Genomic DNA, 20,585 nt, shown 5'->3' with positions numbered 1-20,585 from the left:
CGAGTGACAGCGAATGCGTGCAGAGCCTAGCACTATTGAAAACCACACAGCGGCAGTGCTGGACGCCGCCGAACGGATCTGCGCCTCTAGGGTTCAAACTCGCACCTGGTTCCACAACGAACCAATTGATGTGTTCGACGGCCAAACTGCTGAGCAGCTTGTGGCTGCCGGTCACACCGAGGCGCTGTGCCGCTATCTGCGGTCACTGGATGCCGGCTGGCTTGGATGAGGCGGCAACTGCTAAGAATTCTTCGGCAGTTCTTCACGAGGCTCAGTCCTGATGGCACGCCGATCCATTTGGCAAGCCTGTCAATGGAGAGCTACCCCCCGTTACTCGGTTATCTGATGGAGGCTGCGGTGACGAATCGACGCGATACGCCGCCTGAACGGCTACGGGGGAGCGTCATCAAGTATGAGCCCCCGCTGGAGCCTGCTGCAGAAGAGGAGGATTGGATGATGCTCGGCACTGATGGCCCAGAAGTGCACAACACAGTCGCAGTCTGGCGGGCGGCCATCGAAATGTTTGAGGGTGATAGAACAGCGGCAGACCGCTGGTTACATCATGAGGCCATGGGACTGGGGTGGAAGCGCCCCATCGATGTCATGCAAGAAGACCCTCAGCAGGTGCTGGATCTGATCGGCAGGATAGAGCATGGGGTTTACACCTGATCCGACCCAGACGATAGCGTAGCAACCAAATGGTATCCAGGAAAAGGAGAGTGACGAGCGTGCGGACCCAGTTCACCCCCCCTTGAGGTGCCGCCATGGCTCACCTGCAACACATCGTTATGATCCGCGGTCACCTCAAGGGTTGCTGGAACTCACTGTTGTCGGCCACACCAACATCGTTGGGGCCCTTATAGCCTCGAGGCTACCTGGTAGAGAGCGAAATTGAGCTCAGCGGCCTGACCACCGCCAAAAAGGCTCACCTGGGGAACCAGAAGGAGAAGAGCGTCTGCGAGAAGCCTCGCGATTGACGTGTACTGGCCAGTTCCCCGCTGTGGCAGAGCAGCTCCAAGGCCTGGCCAGATGCACCCCGGGATTTTCTCGACCTCGATTGGCGCGACCTCGACGCCTTCGACGGGTTGGTTCAGGTCGAGAACCGCGATGGCTTCTACGCCTTCGCGCCGACCCTCCGGCGCTGGCCGACTACTTCTACCTTCCCATCTTGCTTCGCGAGCAGCGCGGCCTGCGTCAGCAGTGGTTTGGTGATTCACTCGAAGGGGGGCTTTTAGGCAAACCTGGCAACGCGTACTTGTAAGAAGGCAATCGTCGGGGAAACAGGTACTGTATGGGCCTTCGGCACCTCAGCCAACGAGGTAGCGTCTTCTATAGTCGCCGGGGGGCACGCCGACGACCCTCTTGAAGGCACGGTTGAAGTAGCTGGGATAGCGATAGCCGACCCGCTCGCCAACATCGGTTACGCTGAGGTCGGTGTTGATCAGCAAAGACTGGGCTTCACCTACCCGGCGTCGGATCAAGTAGTAGATAGGCGAGCAGCCTACGGTGGCCTTGAAACGGTGCGCGAGATGGAAGTGGCTGACCTTGAAGCGCTTGGCGATGGCTTGCAGGTCGAGGTCCTCGGCATAGCGCTCGTCTATGTAGCGCCGAACCTCCTGGCCGAGGTCGTGACCGGGAATATCGAGGCGAGGCTCCGGCCGCTGGAGCAGCCGCCCCACCATCTGCACCAATGCCTGCAGTAGGTGGTGGCAGGTCTCGGCGGCACCGTCCTGTCCCACCTGATCGTAGAGCAACTGCATCAGGCCCTCGAAGGCGGCATGCTGCTCGCCACTGGCCAGCACCGGGCACCCCTGCTCGGAAACCAGATAATTGGTCGGCAACCCCCTGAGCTTTAGCCCACGGAAGCCGCAACAGTAGGCGGTGATGCCAACCTCGGGCCGGGCAGACTCATCGTGCAGGATACCGCTGTTGTAGATAAGCACGTCGCCCTTGTGGGTCTGGTACTCGTGTCCGCCGATGATATGCGTGCCCTGGCCTTCGCGGATGAAGACGATCTCGGTACGGTCGTCATGGAGGTGCATGGCGCGAGGCATCGCGCTCTGGCTGCCCTCGGCCTTGCACATATAGAGCAGTTCGGCCGGGTGCTCCACCACCAAAGGTCCACGAGTGCCAGGACTAATGAAACGCTGAATCACCGCTGCCCCTCCGCAATGGCTACGTTCACCTGTCATCTTCGCCTATCCTCGGCGTCACATGCCAGCCCGTTGGAGCTTTCCGACGGGTCGGTGCGAGTCGTTAGACATAGTCTACCCAGGCCGCCCCGGCATCGGCGGATCGCACGCAGTTCTCGACCCAGCGCACGCCCTCCACGCCGGCATCGATATCGGGTATACCAAGCGCCTCGACGGCCTCGGTGTCGCCGCGATCCTGTGCTTCCATGGCCAATGCGAAACGGTAGTAGAGATTGGCCCATGCTTCGAACAGCCCCTCGGGATGCCCTGCGCCGATGCGATCATCCTCCCGCGCCTGGGGATAGAGGTAGTCCATGCCGCGCTCCAGAATCCGCACCGGTTCGCCCTGGATTTCGTAGCGTAGCTGGTTGGGGTGCTCGTCCCACCACTCGACGCTGGCCCGGGAGCCGATGACCCGCACCTTCTGGCCGTGCATGGAGCCGGCATTCACTGCCGAGGTCCAGAGGTGGCCCATGACGCCCCCCTCGTACTCCATCAGCACGTAGGCGTTGTCCTCCAGCGGTGCTCTGCTGGCCACGAAGCTCTGACGCGAACACAGCAATCGCTTGATGCGCAACTCCGGAAGCATCATTTCGGCGATGTAATAGGGGTGTGTCGCTAGGTCCCCGAGCACGTAGCTGGGCCCGGCGTAGCGCGGATCGACCCGCCATCGGGTGCCAGGGTTGGCCTGTTCGACGGCCTCGCTGTGGAAGCCATGTGCAAACTGCATGTGGACCATGCGGATCTCGCCGAGGTCGCCGTTGGCGATCATCTCACGCGCCTGGCGGATCAACTGATGCCCGGCGTAGCCATAGGTCACGCCGACGATGCGTCGCCGCTCCTGAGCCAGGGCACGGAGTTCCTCGGCCTCATCCACACTGAAGCACAGCGGCTTCTCGCAGACCACGTGCAGCCCGGCCTCCAGCGCCGCCTTGCAGATGGCGAAGTGGGTGCTGTTGGGCGTGGCGATAGAGACCGCCTGAATCCCGTCCTTGCGCTTGGCTTCCTCGGCAAACAGCGTCGGGTAGTCCGCGTAACAGCGTTCGGGATCCAGCCGCAGCGATTCGCCGAACTCGCGGCCCTGGGCCGGGTCGATGTCGAAGGCACCGGCCACCAGTTGGAAACTGTTGTCGCGCAGCGCCGCACAGCGGTGGCTATAGCCGATCTGGCTGCCGCGGCCGCCGCCCACCATCGCCCAGCGAATCGGGGCTGCAACTTTCAGGTCACCCTGGATCATGGTCATGTCTCCTGTGTTAGAGGCTGGCTTGGAAGCCCTGACGCTTCAGGTACTCGAGACTCGCCGTGACATCGGCGAGGCTGCCATGGGCATCGCGGGGGTCGCGTTCCTGTTCGATGGTGATATAGCCCTGGTAATCGATCTCCTGGAGCAGCCGTTGGATGGCCTCGTAATCTACGATGCCTTCGCCGATGGGGCACATCACCCCTTGGGCGCAGGCATCGAAGAAATCCACCTGGCGGGCCATGACATCATCGAAGACCTTCGGCTCGATATCCTTGAAGTGCAGGTAGTCCATGCGCGTGGCGTGTTCGTGGATCCAGGTCACGGGATCCATGCCGGAGTAGTAGAGGTGGCCGGTATCCAGGCACAGCCCAGCGGTTTCGTAGGGGATAGCCCCCATCAGGCGCAGGATCTCGTCCTCGAACTCGATGTAGCCGCCGGCATGGGGGTGGATGACGGCGCGGATGCCGTACTCCCGGCTGGCCAGCTCGGCGATGGTGCGGATATGTTCCATCAACGTGTCCCACTGCGGATCGTCGAGTCGCGGCGCCGTGTCGGGATGTCCCGCGTAGCGGCTGCGCTCGGCATGCACGTGGTCGATCACCACCAGGTAGGGCGCCGGGTAGTGCTGGCCCGGCTCGCGGGGAAGTTCCGGCAGCTGTTTGAGAAAGGCACAGATCTCATGGGTCTGGCGGATCAGGCTGTCACGATTGGCAGGATTGACCAGGTCATCGAAGATGGTTCCGGCGACGACCTTCAGGCCACGCTCGTCCAGGGCCTGGCCGAGCCGTTCGCGGTCCAGGGGCAGATAGCCGTAGGGGCCGAGCTCCAGGCCCTGGTAGCCTGCCTGGGCGGCCTCATCCAGGACCTTCTGCCAAGGCGGCAGATGGGGGTTGTTGACGTCGTCGACGCCCCAGCAGCAGGGTGCGCTGGCGATTCGCATGTTCATCTAGATGACTCCGCTGGTTGTTGTCATTGGTAACGGGCTTCCTCCCGATCGCACCCATTACAGCAATCCTGCTGCCAGCTAGATGTCACTTTCTTGCTTTATTACCCACCATCCGGAAGAGGCGTTGTCCTTCAAGCTCGCTTCATTGCTGTGTCTTGTGTGTAAGGCGGGTAAGCGTAGGCACTAGACTTCATTTTCTTGCGCTGGTAGTGGCCTGTAACGCCGTTACCGGTCAGGTCGGCCATCCATAACAGATGCCAGGCCCCGGATTTTCGAATCCGGGGCCTGGTGTCATCGGCAGGGAAAAGTGCCTCAGTTGCGCCCGACGTCCTCGTCCAGGTTGTCAGGGGTTACCAGTTCGAAGGGTACCCATACGGCATTGTCGACGTCCTCGCCCTCGATCAACCGTTGCAGGGTGTCGACGGCACCTTCGCCCTGGCCAGGACCGTTCTGGAACACGGTGATGTCCAGTTCGCCGGCCTGCATGGCGGCCAGTGCATCGCTGGTGGCATCGATGCCGGCGACGATCACCTCATCCATGTCGTAGCCGACATTCTTCAGCGCCTGGATAGCACCGATGGCCATCTCGTCATTGTTGGCGATCACCGCGTCGAACTCGAGGCCCGAGGTCAGCCAGTTGGTCATCAGGTTGTTGCCCTCGATGCGCTGGAAGTCGGCATCCTGCTGCTCGACGATCTCGAGCCCACTGCACTTGGGAGTTGCGATGACGTCATGGATGTCCTGCGTACGCACTTCTGCGGCGTTGTCACCCAAGGTGCCCATCATCACAAGCAGTTTCCCTTCGCTATCGAGTTGCCGGCAGACCTCCTGGGTCTGCAGGGTGCCGGACTCCCTCTCGTCGGAGCCGACGAAGGCCTGATTGTCGGGCAGCGAGTCGATGTCCACAGGCTGGCGGTTCACGTAGACCAGTGGGATACCCGCCTCGGCGGCGGCGCGGCTCATGGCGCTGGTCGAGTCCGAGTGCACCGGATTGACGATGATGCCGTCGACTCCCGAGGCAATGAAGTTCTGCACCTGGCTGAGCTGGCGGCCGATGTCGTTGCGGGCATCCTCGACGTTGACGTCCATGCCCTGCGCCTCAGCGGACTGCTCGAGGCTCTCGCGCAGGCCGATGATGAAACGCTCATTGAGGTTGAAGAAACTGACGCCGATATCGAGCTCCTCGGCCAGGGCGGGGCCGGTCATCAGGGCGGCGGCGAGCGGAAGCAGGCTGAGCTTTTTCATCGAATGACTCCGTTGTTGTTGTCTTCGTGGGAAGTGGTTCTTACCGGCTGATGGTCTGCTGCAGGGCGTCTATGGAGGACTGGATGCCCGCCTCTGTGGACATGGTGAAGTCCTCCATCTCGAGGCTGACCCAGTCGTTGTAGCCAAGCATGCGCACGACCGAGAAGAACTCTTTCCACCACTGGAGGTCGTGACCGGCGCCGACGGCGACGTAGTTCCAGGCGCGGTTGGCCACGTCGGTGACCTCCCGGAGCTCCAGCAGGCCATTCACGTCGGCCAGGCCACGCTCGATGCGGGTGTCCTTGCCGTGCACGTGATGGATCGCATCGCCCAAGGCACGTGCCCCGGCGATCGGGCAGGCCCCCTTCCAGAACAGGTGTGACGGGTCGAGGTTCATGCCGACCATCGGCCCCACTTCGTTACGTAGACGGAACAGGGTCTCGGGGTTCCAGACCAGCATCGCCGAGAAGTTCTCCAGTGCGATCTTCTCGACACCCACTTCCTTGCTGAGCTTCACCAGGCGATGCCAGTAGGGGAAGGCGCAGTCCTCCCACTGGTAACGGTCGCGTTCGGGCATCTCTTCCGGCCAGCTCTTGGTATAGACCAGCCAGTTCGGCACGCTGTCACCCGGCGCCGCAGCCGGCAGGCCGGACATGGTCACTATCTTCTTGACGCCGATCTCGCCGGCCAGGCGGAAGGTCTGTTCGATCTGCTTGCGGTGACGCTCGCCCAGCGCACCGGGATCGAGCGGGTTGCCCGAGCAGTTGAGGGCGGCGATCTCGAGGCCGCGGGCCTCGATCTCATTCATTCTCTGCTTCAGCAGGCCCTTGTCGGCCAGCAGTTCGTCGGCGCGGAAATGGGGTGCCGGCGACCAGCCGCCGCCGGTCATCTCGATGCCCTCGACACCCAGGGCCACGCATTTGTCGAGCATCTCGGTAAAGGGGAGATCGCCCATCACGTCGGTACAGATGGAAAGCTTCATCGTGGTGGTCTCCTGTCTTAGTGGAAATCGACCCAGGCCGAGCCTTTGTCGGCGGAACGGACACAGTTCTCCAGCCAGCGCACCCCTTCGGTACCGGCCGCGATGCCCGGGTAGTGATGGGTCTTCAGGAAGGCGTCGTCTCCACGCTGCCTGGCGTCGATGGCTTGGGCGATCCACAGATAGATGTTGGCCCAGCTGTCACCGAGCCCTTCGGTGTGCAGTGCCCCCATGCGATCGATGGCCAGGCTTTCTTCCTCAAGGTAGGGCATGCCATGGTGCAGGGTGCGAGGCGGCTCGCCCTGCACTTCGTAGATCAGCTGGTCGGGATGGGCATCGGACCACTCGAGTGAGGCGCGGGAGCCGACGAAACGGTAGCGCTGAGAACCCATGTGACCGGCGTTCACCGATGACACCCACAGGCGGCCGCGAGCGCCATTATCGTAGTGGGTCAACACGGTGGCATGGTCTTCGAGCGGCTCGCGGGTGGGAATGAAGGCCTTGCGGTCGCAGAGCAGCTTCTCGATCTTCATATGCGGCAGCACCACCTCCGAGAGGTAGTAGAGGTGCGTGCCGATGTCGCCCAGCACGAAGGTGGGGCCGGCGGTCTCCGGGTTGGTGCGCCATTTCACGGCCTCGCCCGCGTCCGTATCGTCGCCCGAGTTGAAGCCATGGGTGTATTGCATGTCGACGATACGGATATCGCCCAGCATGCCCTTCTTGACCATGGCGGCCATCTGGTGAACCAGCGGGTGACCGCTGAAGCCGTAGGTGACCCCCACGATCAGCCCCTTGTCCTCGGCCAGTCTCGCCACCTCGTCGCATTCGGCGACGGTGAAGAACAACGGCTTCTCGCAGATCACGTGGAGGCCGGCTTCCAGGCAGGCCTTAGTGATCTCGTAGTGGGTGAAATTGGGAGTGGCGATCGACACCACCTCGACGCCGTCGTCTCGCGAGGCTTCGCCGGTGATGAGATCCTGATAGGTCGCGTAGCAGCGATCCTCGGCGACACCCAGCTGGGTGCCGAAGTCGCGCCCGCGTTCGGCGTCCAGATCGAAGGCTCCGGCCACCAGCCGATAGGCCGTATTGTCGCGCAGGGCGCCGGTGCGGTGCTTGTAGCCAACCTGGCCGGTGCGGCCGCCGCCCACCATGCCCCAACGCAGGGGGCGCTCGATCGTTTTCTCGCCGTTCAGCATGGCAATGCTCCTCTTGTGAATTGTTTTGATTCGTCTACTTCCAACCGCCTTCTTGCTTGCTCGCAACAATTTGCAACCGGGTGCAAATTGCGGCAAAAAAATTTGATGGCTTCATGCCACCAGCGTCAGGCGAGGCTCCATCTGCTAGTATCGAAACCAGTTCTGCACCCGGTTGCATAAAGACTAGAATGGAACAAAAATTCCGTCAAGGTGAAATAATGATCAAAAAGTCTAAAAACATGCAGGCGGCGGGTGGCACCCACAAGGTGACCGCCAGCGATGTGGCCCGACGGGCCGGTGTCTCCAAGTGGACCGTCTCGAGGGCCTTTACCGAGGGCGCCTCCATTTCTCCCAAGGCTCGCGAGAAGGTTCTGAAGGCAGCGGCGGAACTGGGCTATCGCCCCAATCTGCTGGCCCGCGGCCTGACCAAGCGTCAAACGCGCATCGTGGGTCTGGTCGTGGACGAGATGGATAACCCCAACCTGCTGGGCCTGCTGAAGGAAACCAGTCTGCAGCTTCAGAGGCGGGGCTATCTTTCCATGCTGCTCAACATCAGCGAGGAGGACAGGGAGGGGGCCGCCATCTCACTCGCAGATCAATTCCAGGTCGATGGCCTGATCTTCCTCGGCACCGTGCTGACCGATGAACTGGTGCACCTGGCCCAGCAGATCCACCATATCCCTTTGATCGTTCTCTATCGCAACAGTGATATTCCCCATATCCAGGTCGTATCGACCGACGGCCATCTCGCGGGACGCGAGATCGCAGAGGCAATGGTCGAACAGGGATATCAGCGGATCGGCTACATGGCCGGCCCGCTCAGCGAGTCGACGCAATTGAGGCGTCTCGAAGGATTCCGTGATGGCTTGGCCGAACACGGCTTGGCGGTAGAGGAGATCGTGGAGGCGGGACATTACCAGCGAGGTGCTGGCTTTAACGCATTGAGCCAATACCTGGCGTCGAGGCCAGCCAACGGCCGGGTAGAGGCCTTGTTCTGCGAGAACGATATCCTCGCCATCGGCGCTCTCGATGCCCTTCACAAGAGAGGAGAGGCCAGCAGCATGGGGATCATCGGTTTCGACGATATCGATCTGGCGGCGTCACCTTGCTACGCCTTGACGACCTATCGACAGCCCCTGGAACGGCTGGTCGGTGAAGCAATTCGGCGAATCGGTCTCGAGGAAGAGGTCCCTCGTTGCCATCTGTTGCCGGGAGAGTTGATTCTCCGCGACTCCCATCGCCGGCGCTGAGTTGCCGGTCGCCCCGCGGATGAAGCGGGGGGCTTCTTGGCCCCCCGACTGCTGGTGGATCAGCGTGTGGCCCCTGCGAGTTCTCCGGTGGCGCCTCGGCGCTTGGCAGTGCCACCCGGGTACTTGGTCAGGACGTTGTCCTCCATCTCCTCCAGGGCGATCCCGTTGGTTTCCGGCAGGAAACGGCGGATGAACAGGAAGGCCAGCGCCATCAGTGCCGCGAACAGCCACATCGGGAAGGCGCCATTGAACTGTTCCGTGAGCCAGGGGTTCTGGTTCAGTATCGGGAAGCCGAGGCCGATCAGGAAGTTGCTGATCCACAGCGTGGTAACCGAGAGCGACATGCCGAAGGCCCGCATGCGGTTAGGGAAGATCTCCGACACGATGATCCAGGCACCCAACGCCCAGGAGAAGGCGAAGAACAGCATGAACACCAGCATGCCTGCCAGCGTCAGGTAACCCTGGAGGACGGCAGCGTCACCGCTGAGGCCGCCCGAGCGATACAGGAAGAAGGAAGTCATCAGCAGGCCGACCACGCATCCGACGGTGCCAACCTTGAACAGAGGAACGCGGCCCACCTTGTCCATCAGCATCATGCCGAGCACGTTACCGAGCAGCTGGACGACGCCGATCCAGATGGTCAGGAACATGGCCACCTCGGTATTGCCGGTGACATTCCCCAGCACCACCGGGGCGAAGTACATCATCACATTGACGCCACTGGCCTGCTGGAAGAAGGCGATCAGGCAGGCAATGGAGGCGATGAACCAGAATCGCCGATCCCGGAGCAGCTCGCCCTTGCGGTCCGCCTGCTGACGACGTAACCGGTCACTGGCCAGCGACTCGCGGATCTCGGCCAGTACGCGCTCACCGTACCCTGCACCACCGATACGGCCCAGGGTCTTCTGGGCCTCCTGATCACGCCCGACCATTACCAGCCAGCGCGGTGATTCCGGGATGAAGAACACGACCAGGCAGAACAGGATGCAGGGCAGGACCTCGGAGCCTATCATCACGCGCCAACCCACATCGGCGAGCCAGGCGTCTGTTGCGCCCCTGGCAATCAGGTAGTTGACCACGAAGATCACCACCTGGCCGAACACGATCGCGATGTTCTGCATGCTGAGCGCGCGGCCACGGAGGTTCTTGGGCGAGACTTCGCTCATGTACATGGGCGAAACCGCCGAGGCTATGCCGACAGCGATGCCGCCAATAAAGCGGTAGATGATGAACCAGAAGAAACTCGTGGCCACAGCGGCGCCGACGGCCGATATCGTGAAGAGCAGTGCGGCGATGATCAGCGTCTTCTTTCGCCCCAGTCGGGCAGCCACGGCGCCTGATGCGAAGGCGCCGATGATGCAGCCGATGGCAACGTTGGAGACTGCCCAGCCGGTCTCGAGTGAGCTGAGGTCGAAATGACGCTGAATCGGGCCGATGGCACCGGAAATCACCGCGGTGTCGTAGCCGAACAACAGGCCGCCAAGGGCCGCAACGCCGCAGATCGTCAGCAGGTATCTTATATTGTATTTGGAGCTGTCCATATCGAGCTCTCCTGATGCTACTGCCTGAATGTTGTGTTTCTTCGGTCTGGACCTACCCTTGCTTCGCTCGTTGGTTCCGTGGTGGGAGCCATGGTCAGAAAAGGGCATGGATCCAGAGGCAGTGATACGTGGTTGTCATTCACTGCATGAAATATATATTCCATATGCCACCACATCAAATCTATTGTTCTATACTTTAGTATAAATAGAACGCTGATTCGATGTAGGAGCTCATGCCAGAAATCTGATAATAAAGCCTTTTTATGGCTAGCTGCGGTGAAGGCTCGCGCTCATTTCTGAGGTGATTGCTATGGAATTTCCATTCCGAACAGTGACAGGCTGGGATATGGGGGGTAGAGACGGCAAAAGAGAGCGAGTCCCGCTGAGATCCAGTGCTTTTTGTATCGTGGGAAGGGCTCGGCGCAGCGAAGAAGCACTACACCGTCAATCCAGATAAAGCATTGCCTACCAAAACGCCGGGACCTCAGGGCCCCGGCGTTTTGCTGTCACTGGTATCCCGTTTGGCGGGTTAGGCTCAGTGCGTCGGCATGGTGAAGTGGTTAGTCTCCTCACGGATGCCGCTGGGCCAGCGCTGGGTGATGGTCTTCATGCGGGTATTGAAGCGCACACCGTCCGGGCCGTGCATGTGAAGCGGCCCGAACAGCGAGCGCTTCCAGCCACCGAAGCTGTGGAAGGCCATGGGCACCGGGATCGGCACGTTGACACCGACCATGCCCACCTGGATCTGCTCGCAGTACTGGCGCGCGGCGTCGCCGTCGCGGGTGAAGATGGCGGTGCCGTTGCCGAACTCATGGTCGTTGATCATCGTGACCGCGTCATCGAAGCTGTCGGCGCGGGCGATGGCCAGCACCGGACCGAAGATTTCCTCGCTGTGAATGCGCATCTCCGGCGTGACGTGGTCGAACAGCGAGCCACCCAGGAAGAAGCCGTCGCCTTCGATGGTCACCTCTCGGCCGTCCACCACCAGCTCGGCGCCCTCGTCCACCCCGGTCTGGATATAGCCCTTGACCTTCTCCAGGTGCTCGCGGGTGACCAGCGGGCCCATGTCGTTGTCCGGCCCCTCCACGAGGCCCGGGCCGATGCTCAGCTTGTCGAGTTCGGCGACCAGCTTGTCGCGCAGACGGTTGGCGGTCTCCTCGCCGACCGGCACGGCGACGGAAATGGCCATGCAGCGCTCGCCGGCACTGCCGTAGGCGGCGCCCATCAGCGCTCCGACAGCCTGGTCGAGGTCGGCGTCGGGCATGATCACCATGTGGTTCTTGGCGCCGCCCAGCGCCTGGACGCGCTTGCCATGGGCCGAGCCGGTGGCATATATGTACTCGGCAATGGGGGTGGAGCCGACGAAGCTCACCGCCTCGACCCGCTCGTCGGTGAGCAGCACGTCCACCGACTCCTTGTCACCGTTGACCACGTTGAAGACGCCGTCGGGCAGGCCGGCCTCCTGGAGCAGCTCGGCGAGGCGGATGGAGGTGGACGGATCCTTCTCGGAAGGTTTCATCACGAAGGTATTGCCGCAGGCCAGCGCGATGGGGAACATCCACATCGGCACCATGGCCGGGAAGTTGAACGGCGAGATGCCGGCACAGACCCCCAGCGGCTGCATCATAGAGTAGCTGTCCACCCCGGTGCCGACGTTCATGGAGTGCTCGCCCTTCTGCAGGTGCGGGATGCCGCAGGCGAATTCGACGACCTCCAGGCCGCGGGTCACCTCACCCTTGGCGTCTGAGAACACCTTGCCGTGCTCGCTGGAGATCAGCCGCGCCAACTCGTCGGCATGCTCTTCGACCAGCGCCTTGAACTTGAACAGGATCCGCGAACGCTTGAGTGGCGTGACCTTGGCCCAGGCGGGAAACGCCTCATGGGCGAGGCGCACCGCCTCGCGGGTCTCGTCGGCAGAGGAGAGTGCCACCTGCAGGCTCTGCTGGCCGGTGGCGGGGTTGTAGACCGGCGCGGTGCGGCCACTCTGACTGGCCACGGCCTGGCCATTGATGAAGTTGCCCAGAATGCTCATAAGGGAGCTCCTCTTGAATCGTGTATTGGCTTATTCGGTGACCTGAAGCCCGGCCTCGGTGCAGAAGCGCTTCAGGTTGTCATGCCCCAGGCGTGCATAGGTCAGCGGATGCGCCACGGCGGGGTCCTGCTCGGCCTCGACCACCATCCAGCCCTCGTAGCCGCTCTCGCGCAGCCCCCTGAACAGGGGGACGTAGTCGATGTAGCCGTCGCCCGGTACGGTGAACATGCCGTTCAGCACACCGTCCAGGAAGCTGAGGTCTCGGTTGCGCACGTCCTCGAGCACTTCTCGGCGGATGTCCTTGCAGTGCACGTGAACGATGCGGTCGGCATACTGCTGCTGGGCAGCGACGGGGTCACCTCCGGCGCCCACCAGGTGGCCGGAGTCCAGCAGCAGGCCGACGGAGGGCTTGGTCTCGGCCATCAGCCGCTCGATCTCCGCGGGCGTCTCAATCACCGTGCCCAGATGATGGTGGTAGGCGATCTGCACGCCCTGCTCCAGGCAGTAGTCGGCCACTTGGTTGAGACGCGGAATGAGCGTCTTCCAGCCCTCCTTGCTCATCCGTGGCGAGTGGGAGAGCGGCGTCTCACGCTGCCCATGGATGCAGTGTGTCACCTCGCAGAACACCATCGCCGTGGCGCCCAGCGACTTGAGCAGGTGCAGGTGTGGCTTGAGTGCCTCGATCTCCTCCTCGGCACTGCGGGTCAAGAGCTCGCTGCTGTACCAGCCGGAGACCAGGGAAAGGCCGTGCTTGTCGAGGATCGGCCCCAGTACCTCGGGGTCGCGGGGGAACTTGTGGCCCAGCTCGAAGCCGGAGAAACCGGCCTGCCTGCCCTCGGAGAGACACACCTCGAGAGGCGTATTACCACCGAGGGACGGCATGTCGTCGTTGGTCCAGGTCAGCGGGTTGATGCCCAGTCTTACACTCATGGCGAACTCCTGAAGTTGGTCGTCGTGATCGGAGGTTTAGAGATTCTTGAATTGGCGAGCCTTGTACGCTTCGTAGCGCTCACGGGCCTCCTCGACCTCGGCGCGTGGAGAGACCTCGGGCACTGCTACGTCCCACCAGCTGCCGCCATCCTGGGTGTCGGCCAGTGCATCGGTATCGATGGCGATCGCGTAGCTCACGTCCGAAGCCTTGGCACGCTCAAGTGCCTTCTCGAGCTCCTGGATGTTGTCTACTTGCTCGGCCTTGGCACCCAGCGAGATCGCATGAGCGGCGAAGTCGGTCTTGGGGGCGCCTCCCTCGATGGTCAGGCAGTCGTCGAGCATGTTGTTGAAGCCGGGGCCGCCACAGAACTGCTGTAAGCGGTGGATACAGCCGTAGCCACGGTTGTCGAGCACCACGGCGATGATCTTGTGACCCAGCATCACCGAGGTGGCGATCTCAGAGTTGAGCATCAGGTAGGAACCGTCGCCGACCATGACGAAGACCTCGGAGTCGGGGAGGGCCATCTTGGCGCCCAGACCCCCGGCCAGCTCATAGCCCATGCAGGAGTAGCCATACTCCATGTGGTAGCCACGGTCGAAGCGGGTGCGCCAGAGCTTCTGAAGCTCGCCGGGCAGGCCACCGGCGGCACACACCACGATGTCGCGCTCGCCGGCGGCGCGGTTTACCGCTCCCACCACCTCGGCGTCACACGGCAGATTGGTGCCACGATCGGCGGTGACGCGTTCCACGGTCTGGTTCCAGTCGGTGCGCAGCGAGGCAGCCTGCTCGATCCAGCCCCCCTCGGGTTGCCACTCTTCCAGGCCTGCGCTCAGCTCCGGCAGAGTGAGCTTGGCATCACCCACCAGCGCCTGGCCCTTGTGCTTGACGGCATCGAAGGAGGCGACGTTCACGCTCAAGAGCTTGGCCTCGGGGTTGATCATGGCGCGGGAGCCGGAGGCGAAATCACCCAGCCGGGTGCCCACGGCGATGATCAGGTCGGCCTCGGCGGCCAGGGCGTTGGCGGCCGCACCGCCGGTGACGCCGATGGTCCCCAGGTTCTGCTCATGGTCCCAGGGCAGGGCGCCCTTGCCGGCCTGGGTCTCGCCCACCGGCAGGTGGTGGTGGGAGACGAAGGCGTCGAGCTCGGCCAGGGCACCCGAGTAGTGGGCCCCACCCCCGGCGATCACCAGCGGCTTCTTGGCCTGGCGAATCAGGGCGATGGCGTCCGCGAGCTCCTGCCGGTCGGCGGCCTGGCGACGCAGGCGGTGCACCTTCTCGGCGAAGAAGTGCTCGGGATAGTCGAAGGCGAAGGTCTGGATGTCCTGGGGCAGCGCCAGGGTGACCGGACCGCACTCCACCGGGTCGGTGAGCACGCGCACCGCCTGGGGCAGCGAGGTGAGCAGCTGCTCGGGGCGGGTGATGCGATCGAAGAAGCGGCTCACCGGCTTGAAGCAGTCGTTGGTGGTCAGGGTGTGGTCGTGGAAGTTTTCCACCTGCTGCAGCACCGGGTCGGGCATGCGGGTGGCGAAGGTATCACCCGGCAGGAAGAGCACCGGCAGGCGATTGACGTGGGCCACTGCGGCGGCGGTGACCATGTTGGTGGAGCCCGGCCCCGCCGACGCGGTACAGGCCATCACCTGGCGGCGATTGAGGGTCTTGGTATAGGCGATGGCGGCGTGGGCCATGCCCTGCTCGTTATGGGCCCGGTAGGTGGGCAGGCTCTCCCTGGCCTGGTAGAGCGCCTCGCCGAGGCCGGCCACGTTGCCGTGGCCGAAGATCGCCCAGACCCCGGGGAACAGTGGCTTGATCTCGCCGTTGACGTCGACCTTCTGGGCCATCATGTAGCGGACGACGGCCTGGGCCATGGTGAGTCGGATAGTCTTCATGTCAGTAACCCTTCAACAGGATCGTTCGGGATCAGGCGCGCTGGCGCGCCTGCCAGGTTTCCACCAGCTCGAGATAGTTGGCCTTCACGGCCTCGATCAATTGCTCGTCGTCGACGTCGCCGCGCAGCCACTTGCGGCTCGGCTCACCGAAGATGGTGCGGCCCACCGCGAAGCCCTTGCAGACACCGACACCGGCGCTGTCCATGATGCCCTTCTTGAGTTCCTCGGCCGGCGCGTCCAGGCCGAGCATGACCACACCGCGACAGTGGGGTGCTCGCTCGGCGAGCAGGTCGCCGATGCGCTGCCAGGCGTCCGGGGTCTGGGGGGGCAGCTTCCACCAGTCGGGTTGCACGCCCAGGTTGTAGAAGCGCTGCATGGCGTTGAGGTAGGTGTCGTCATCCTTGGCTAGGTCGCGAGGCGGAATGATCTCCAGCAACAGCTCGTTGCCGGACTCGCAGCAGGCGCGATAGAGCTCGATCACCTGGCGCTCCTGGGCGCGGCGCAGTTCCCCCTGATCCTCGGGGTGGTAGAACACCAGACACTTGACGATATGCTCGCGCGGCCAGGTCTTGAGCCGCGAGCCAATGCTGCGGCCACCCTCCAGCTCGATGGGGCGCGAACTGGGCAGCTCGACGGGGCGGCCGATCCACCAGCCGCGGCCGGTGACATCGTTGAGGGCGTCCTGACCGTAGGTGTCATCGATCAGCACGCCGACCTGGCTGTCGCCCAGGTGCTCGCTGCCGCGCTCGGTGGCCTGGACCAGCAAGCGCTTGAGGGTGTTGATGCGGACCGGATCGGCGCCTTCCTCGCGTGCCATGTCGAAGAGCTGCTTGCGGTGGTCGAACGCCAGGATGCAGAGGTCCTTCCACTGGGTCGGCAGGCGCTGGGTGGTGACCCTATGCAGGTGGTTGAGACGTGTGTCCAGGTCGGGACGAGGAATCGACTCGGCACGCGCCAGGTAGTCGTCGAGCTCCTCGGCACTGGGGATGGCCGGGGCGCAGCCATGGCGCGAGACCACAAGGGCGCCACAGGCATTGGCGTAGGCGCAGCTTTGGGCATGGGACTCGCCGCGCAACCAGCCGCGCAGGAAGCCGCTCATGAAGGCGTCACCGGCCCCCAGCACGTTGAGTACGTCGACGCGAACCCCGGTGTGCACCTCGAAGTCGGCCTCGCTATCAGGGATCTGACCATCGAGCACCGTGCATCCCTGGGCGCCGAGCTTGAGCACGATGGTGGCATCGGTCAGTTCCCGGATCGTCTTCAGGGCAGTGATGGTATCGGTGCTGCCGCCGGCGATATGCACCTCCTCCTCGGTACCCACCACCAGGTCCAGGTCGGGCAGGATGGTCTGCAGGTGGCGGCTGACGCCCTCGTTGGAGACGAAGCGGGTCTCACCATCGCCCAGGGTGGTCAGGCCCCACAGCACCGGCCGATAGTCGATATCAAGGATCACCTTGGTGCCGGCCGCCTTGGCGTACTCGATGGCGGTCTTGCTGGTCTGGTAGGTCTGCTCGGTGGAGAAGTGGGTGCCTGTGATCAGCAGCGCCCGGCTGGAGGCGATGTACGCCGGATCGAAGTCAGCGCTGTCGACCGCCATGTCGGCGCAATCGTTGCGGTAGAAGATCAGCGGGAAGGTATCTCGGTCCTTGATGCCCAGGATCACCAGGCCGGTGAGACGCTCGGCGTCGGTTACCACGTGACTGGTGTCGACGCCCGCCCGCGCCAGCTCCTCGCGCACGAAGCGACCCATATGCTCGTCGCCCACCCGGGTGAGCATCGCCGATTTCAGGCCCATGCGGGCGGTGCCATAGGCGATGTTGCCGGATGAGCCGCCGAGGTACTTGGCGAAGCTGGTCATGTCCTCGAGGCGGCTGCCGATCTGGTCACCATAGAGATCGACGGCGGCACGCCCCAGGCAGATCAGATCCAGTGTCTTGGTGTCGTTCATGGGATCACATCCTACGCTTGGCCAGTCGCGAGCCCTGCGCGGATATCACAGCTCCGCGGCTCGGCCGGTCGGTTTGTTGGGAACGGGGTTCACGTTCAATTTGTGTGTTTCATTGAAGATCAGTTTAGAACGGAAATTCCATCCAATCAATAAATGGAAAAGATGATTCGTAGTGCTTTGGTCGCATTGGGCGACGATGTTCGACATGAGGGAAAGATCGGGGCGGCACGAGGCGCTCGACAAAAGAAGCGGCCCCGGCCCTGCCAGGGCCGGGGCCGCTCAAGGACGGCCGAGAGACAGGTCTCAGGCGTAGAAGGCCGGTCGTTCTGGCATCTCGATGGCCTCGATACCGCCACTCTCCTGAGCCTGAACGCAGACATCGCCAGCGATGGCCGCCGCATAGCCGTCCCAGGAGGAAGGTCCGCCGATCTCGCCGGTGGCGGCGCCGTCGATAAACGACTGCAGTTCCACGTCGAACGCATCACTGAAACGTTTCTTCCAGTCCTGGAGGATCTCGTTGGAGCGCTGGCCGGCCTGGCGGAACTGCAGGCTCTGGGGCTCGGGCAGGCGGGCAATGCCGTCTTCGCCGACCACATCGCACTGGATGTCGTAGCCGTAGCGGCAGTTGACGAATACCTCGACGTCGATGCGCACGCCCTTGACCGTCTCCAGCAGCACGATCTGCGGGTCCTCGACCTTGCTGTGGGCATGACGCGTCTTGCGTGGGAAGAGCACCTGGGCGCTCTTGTAGTCGTCGTCCAGCAGCCAGCGGAAGGTGTCCAGCTCATGGATCAGGGTGTCGTGGATCGCCATGGGCGTAACATAGCGCTCCGGCACCTCGGGGTTACGGTGGGCGGCGTGGATGATCAACGGCTCGCCCAGGCGATTGCCGTCGATGGTGTCCTTCATCATGCGATAGCCGCTGTCGTAGCGGCGCATGAAGCCGACCTGCACGTGTCGACGGCCTGCCTTGATTTCGGCATCGATGATATTGCGGCAGCCCTCGGCGGTGGTCGCCAGGGGCTTCTCGCAGAACACCGGTTTTCCGGCGGCGATGGCGGCCAGCACGTACTCCTCATGGGTTGGCCCCCAGGAGGTGACCAGCACGGCGTCCACGTCTTCGGACTGGATTAGCGCCTGGCCGTCATCGAAGACGCGGGCCTCGAGTCCCAGGCGGTCGACCACGGCCCGCGCCTGGTCCAGGTTGACGTCGCTGACGGCGGTTATCTTGCCGCCGGTGAGTTGTTCTGTAATGCGGCGCGAGTGCTCTTCACCGATCATCCCCGTGCCGATGACTCCGATTCTGACTGTCATGGTGTTCTCTCCGTTTTATTTCCAGTACTTGTCGACGTAACGCTGGATCTCGTTGCGCATGAAGCGAGAGGAGTCCTCGGCCTTTTCTTCCCAAGCGAAGACGCAGGCGGTCATGATGCCGTCGAAGCCCACGTCGGCCAGGGTCTTGAAGAACAGGTCCCAGTCGACCTCGCCCTCGCCGATATTGAGGTGCTGGTGGACCCGGGCGGTGGATCCCGGCGGATTGATGATGTAGCGCAGCCCGGAGGACGCCTTGTGGTTGAAGGTGTCCGCCACGTGGACGTGGGCCAGCACCGGGGCGCAGTCACGAATCATCTGCTCCATGTCATCGCCGAAGTGGAAGGTGTGCGGCGCGCAATAGAGAAACTTGACGTTGTCCGAGTTGACGGTGCGAATCATGTCGACCGCGGGGTGCAGGGTCTCGACGAAATCGTCCGGGTGGGGCTCGATATTGAGCTGGATACCTTCACGCTCGAAGATCGGTACCAATTCCTCCATGGAGCGCCACCAGGAGGCCTCGCTGGACTCGGTGGTCGCGCCGCCCTGGCAGCAGCTGGAACAGCTGCCGCGCTCGGGGTGTGGGCCGCGTCCCATCTCGGAGTTCATGGTGTCCACACCCAGTTCCACGGCGACCTCGATGGCCTTTTTCCAGTACTTCACCGCTGCCTGGCGCTCGTCCTCGTGGGGGCTCGCCCAGCGATACATGGGCAGCAGGGAGGAGAGCTGGACGCCGTGGTCCTTGAGCGACTTCTTGAAGGACTGGAGGCGGTCGGGATAGACCCGTGGATGCACGAACCAGTCGAGGAAGTCCGCGCGCGGAGAAAGCTCGATGTATTCGTAGCCCAGGTCGGCGGCGAGCCTTGGCAGGTCATCGAGGGGTACATGGCGGTGCATGAAGGGGTCGAGGGCGATTTTCATGGCGTCACTCCTGTTTATTGTCCTGTGATGAATTCAGATCGCCAGCCGTGAGCGGATATGGTCCATGCTCTGGCGCAGGGCCTGCACGGGATCCGCCAGGTCATGAATCGCTGCGGCGAAGGGCTCGAACGACACATAGCCGTCATAGCCGTCGGCCAGCAGCCGCTGGAGCTGACCGATGTTGTCGAGGCGGTCATGCTCCCCGACCAGCAGACGATGCTCGTCGAGCATCGCCTCGAAACCGATGGCCGGGTCTTCGAGCCCCGAGATGTGCACCAGCCCGGTATCTTCGGCGAAGAATGCGGTCTCGCCGGCCCCCTGATGGTGGAAGGTGTCGTGGACCAGACCGAAGCGCGATTGCAGGCCCAGCGAGCGAATCGCCTCCACTGCCTCGGCCTTGGTGCGAAGCGAGGAGATGGGGAAGCCCAAGGGCTCGACGAAGCCCTGCAGGCTATAGCGGCCCAGGATGGCATCCAGCTCGATGAGTGCCTTTTCCAGCCTCGTGCGTTTCTCCTCGGCGCTGGCGGAATAGTCGGCATCCACCAGCGGGCAGAGCACCAGGCCTCGCCCGCCGGCGGCATCGACCAGCTCCGCCAGCTCTTGCGCCTTGGTTGCGCGCTCCTCGTTCCAGATATTGAAGGGATAGAGCGCATTGATACTGAGTACCTCGATACCCAGTTCCTTCGCGCGCTGACCGGCACCATGCGCGGCCTCAAGGTCGAGGATGCTGTTCTCACCCACGTCATTGCGCAGCTCCACAGCACCGACGCCCATCTCGGCGGCGGTCTCGATCAGCTGCTGCGGGGTCCAGCGGGGACAGACCATATGATTCAGGGAGAACTTCAGGGCGTGTTGTGTCATGGCGGCCTCCAGGTGACTTGGTGGTGTCGTCGTAACCCATCGCGGGGCCGTATCGCCCAACTGGCAGAGGGGTACGCTGTCCAGGGTTGCAGGAAGGCTAGAA

Annotated in this window: 17 protein-coding genes; 3 read left to right on the top strand and 14 right to left on the bottom strand. The window is 62.9% G+C overall.

Annotation, left to right across the window (positions count from 1 at the left end):
- Positions 1-13: 13 nt before the first annotated feature.
- Positions 14-229 (top strand): hypothetical protein, encoded by a 216-nt coding sequence (locus tag DFP85_RS04515; RefSeq protein ID WP_133635125.1) that lies wholly within the window; start codon positions 14-16, stop codon positions 227-229.
- Between the two features lie 224 nt (positions 230-453).
- Positions 454-669, top strand: a complete 216-nt coding sequence (locus DFP85_RS04510) for an antitoxin Xre/MbcA/ParS toxin-binding domain-containing protein (RefSeq protein WP_208108448.1) — start codon at positions 454-456, stop codon at positions 667-669.
- Between the two features lie 638 nt (positions 670-1,307).
- Here DFP85_RS04510 and DFP85_RS04505 read toward each other — a convergent pair.
- The 6 genes from DFP85_RS04505 to DFP85_RS04480 all read right to left on the bottom strand — a co-directional run bounded on the left by DFP85_RS04505 (position 1,308) and on the right by DFP85_RS04480 (position 7,801).
- Positions 1,308-2,192 carry a helix-turn-helix domain-containing protein gene (locus tag DFP85_RS04505; RefSeq protein WP_133635124.1) on the bottom strand — a complete coding sequence of 295 codons (885 nt, stop codon included), beginning with the start codon at positions 2,190-2,192 and terminating at the stop codon, positions 1,308-1,310.
- Positions 2,193-2,256: 64 nt separating this feature from the next.
- Positions 2,257-3,429: a Gfo/Idh/MocA family protein gene (locus DFP85_RS04500; protein WP_133635123.1), complete on the bottom strand. Its 1,173-nt coding sequence runs from the start codon at positions 3,427-3,429 to the stop codon at positions 2,257-2,259.
- Between the two features lie 16 nt (positions 3,430-3,445).
- A complete protein-coding gene (locus tag DFP85_RS04495) occupies positions 3,446-4,381 on the bottom strand; it encodes a TIM barrel protein (RefSeq protein ID WP_133635122.1) in 936 nt (311 codons plus the stop codon).
- Positions 4,382-4,693: 312 nt separating this feature from the next.
- Entirely contained in the window at positions 4,694-5,626 is a 933-nt protein-coding gene (locus DFP85_RS04490; protein WP_133635121.1) for a sugar ABC transporter substrate-binding protein, read from the bottom strand.
- 40 nt (positions 5,627-5,666) lie between these two features.
- Positions 5,667-6,608: a sugar phosphate isomerase/epimerase family protein gene (locus DFP85_RS04485; RefSeq protein ID WP_133635120.1), complete on the bottom strand. Its 942-nt coding sequence runs from the start codon at positions 6,606-6,608 to the stop codon at positions 5,667-5,669.
- Between the two features lie 17 nt (positions 6,609-6,625).
- Positions 6,626-7,801 (bottom strand): Gfo/Idh/MocA family protein, encoded by a 1,176-nt coding sequence (locus tag DFP85_RS04480; protein ID WP_133635119.1) that lies wholly within the window; start codon positions 7,799-7,801, stop codon positions 6,626-6,628.
- Positions 7,802-8,019: 218 nt separating this feature from the next.
- Between DFP85_RS04480 and DFP85_RS04475 the strand changes: the two genes are divergently transcribed.
- On the top strand, positions 8,020-9,051 hold the full coding sequence (locus tag DFP85_RS04475) for a LacI family DNA-binding transcriptional regulator (RefSeq protein ID WP_243737202.1): 1,032 nt from the start codon (positions 8,020-8,022) through the stop codon (positions 9,049-9,051).
- A 59-nt stretch (positions 9,052-9,110) separates the two neighbouring features.
- Here DFP85_RS04475 and DFP85_RS04470 read toward each other — a convergent pair whose 3' ends face one another.
- From DFP85_RS04470 to DFP85_RS04435, 8 genes are all read right to left on the bottom strand, one after another.
- Entirely contained in the window at positions 9,111-10,592 is a 1,482-nt protein-coding gene (locus DFP85_RS04470) for a sugar porter family MFS transporter (protein WP_133635118.1), read from the bottom strand.
- A gap of 535 nt (positions 10,593-11,127) precedes the next feature.
- Complete coding sequence (locus DFP85_RS04465) at positions 11,128-12,624, bottom strand: CoA-acylating methylmalonate-semialdehyde dehydrogenase (protein WP_133635117.1); 1,497 nt, start codon at positions 12,622-12,624, stop codon at positions 11,128-11,130.
- Between the two features lie 30 nt (positions 12,625-12,654).
- Positions 12,655-13,554 (bottom strand): myo-inosose-2 dehydratase, encoded by a 900-nt coding sequence (iolE, locus tag DFP85_RS04460; RefSeq protein WP_133635116.1) that lies wholly within the window; start codon positions 13,552-13,554, stop codon positions 12,655-12,657.
- 36 nt (positions 13,555-13,590) lie between these two features.
- Positions 13,591-15,441 carry a 3D-(3,5/4)-trihydroxycyclohexane-1,2-dione acylhydrolase (decyclizing) gene (gene iolD, locus DFP85_RS04455; RefSeq protein ID WP_133635115.1) on the bottom strand — a complete coding sequence of 617 codons (1,851 nt, stop codon included), beginning with the start codon at positions 15,439-15,441 and terminating at the stop codon, positions 13,591-13,593.
- Between the two features lie 31 nt (positions 15,442-15,472).
- Positions 15,473-17,389, bottom strand: a complete 1,917-nt coding sequence (locus tag DFP85_RS04450; RefSeq protein ID WP_133635114.1) for a bifunctional 5-dehydro-2-deoxygluconokinase/5-dehydro-2-deoxyphosphogluconate aldolase — start codon at positions 17,387-17,389, stop codon at positions 15,473-15,475.
- Positions 17,390-17,692: 303 nt separating this feature from the next.
- Positions 17,693-18,703, bottom strand: coding sequence for a bifunctional inositol 2-dehydrogenase/D-chiro-inositol 1-dehydrogenase (gene iolG, locus DFP85_RS04445; RefSeq protein ID WP_133635113.1), 1,011 nt, complete (start codon positions 18,701-18,703; stop codon positions 17,693-17,695).
- Between the two features lie 15 nt (positions 18,704-18,718).
- A complete protein-coding gene (locus tag DFP85_RS04440) occupies positions 18,719-19,621 on the bottom strand; it encodes a sugar phosphate isomerase/epimerase family protein (RefSeq protein WP_133635112.1) in 903 nt (300 codons plus the stop codon).
- A gap of 33 nt (positions 19,622-19,654) precedes the next feature.
- Positions 19,655-20,482 (bottom strand): TIM barrel protein, encoded by an 828-nt coding sequence (locus DFP85_RS04435; RefSeq protein WP_133635111.1) that lies wholly within the window; start codon positions 20,480-20,482, stop codon positions 19,655-19,657.
- Positions 20,483-20,585 lie beyond the last annotated feature (103 nt).

The organism is Halomonas ventosae (genome assembly GCF_004363555.1).
In the GTDB taxonomy this organism is placed as follows: domain Bacteria; phylum Pseudomonadota; class Gammaproteobacteria; order Pseudomonadales; family Halomonadaceae; genus Halomonas; species Halomonas ventosae.
Note: the sequence above shows the minus strand (reverse complement) of the source record. Positions and strands in the feature narration are given on the sequence as shown.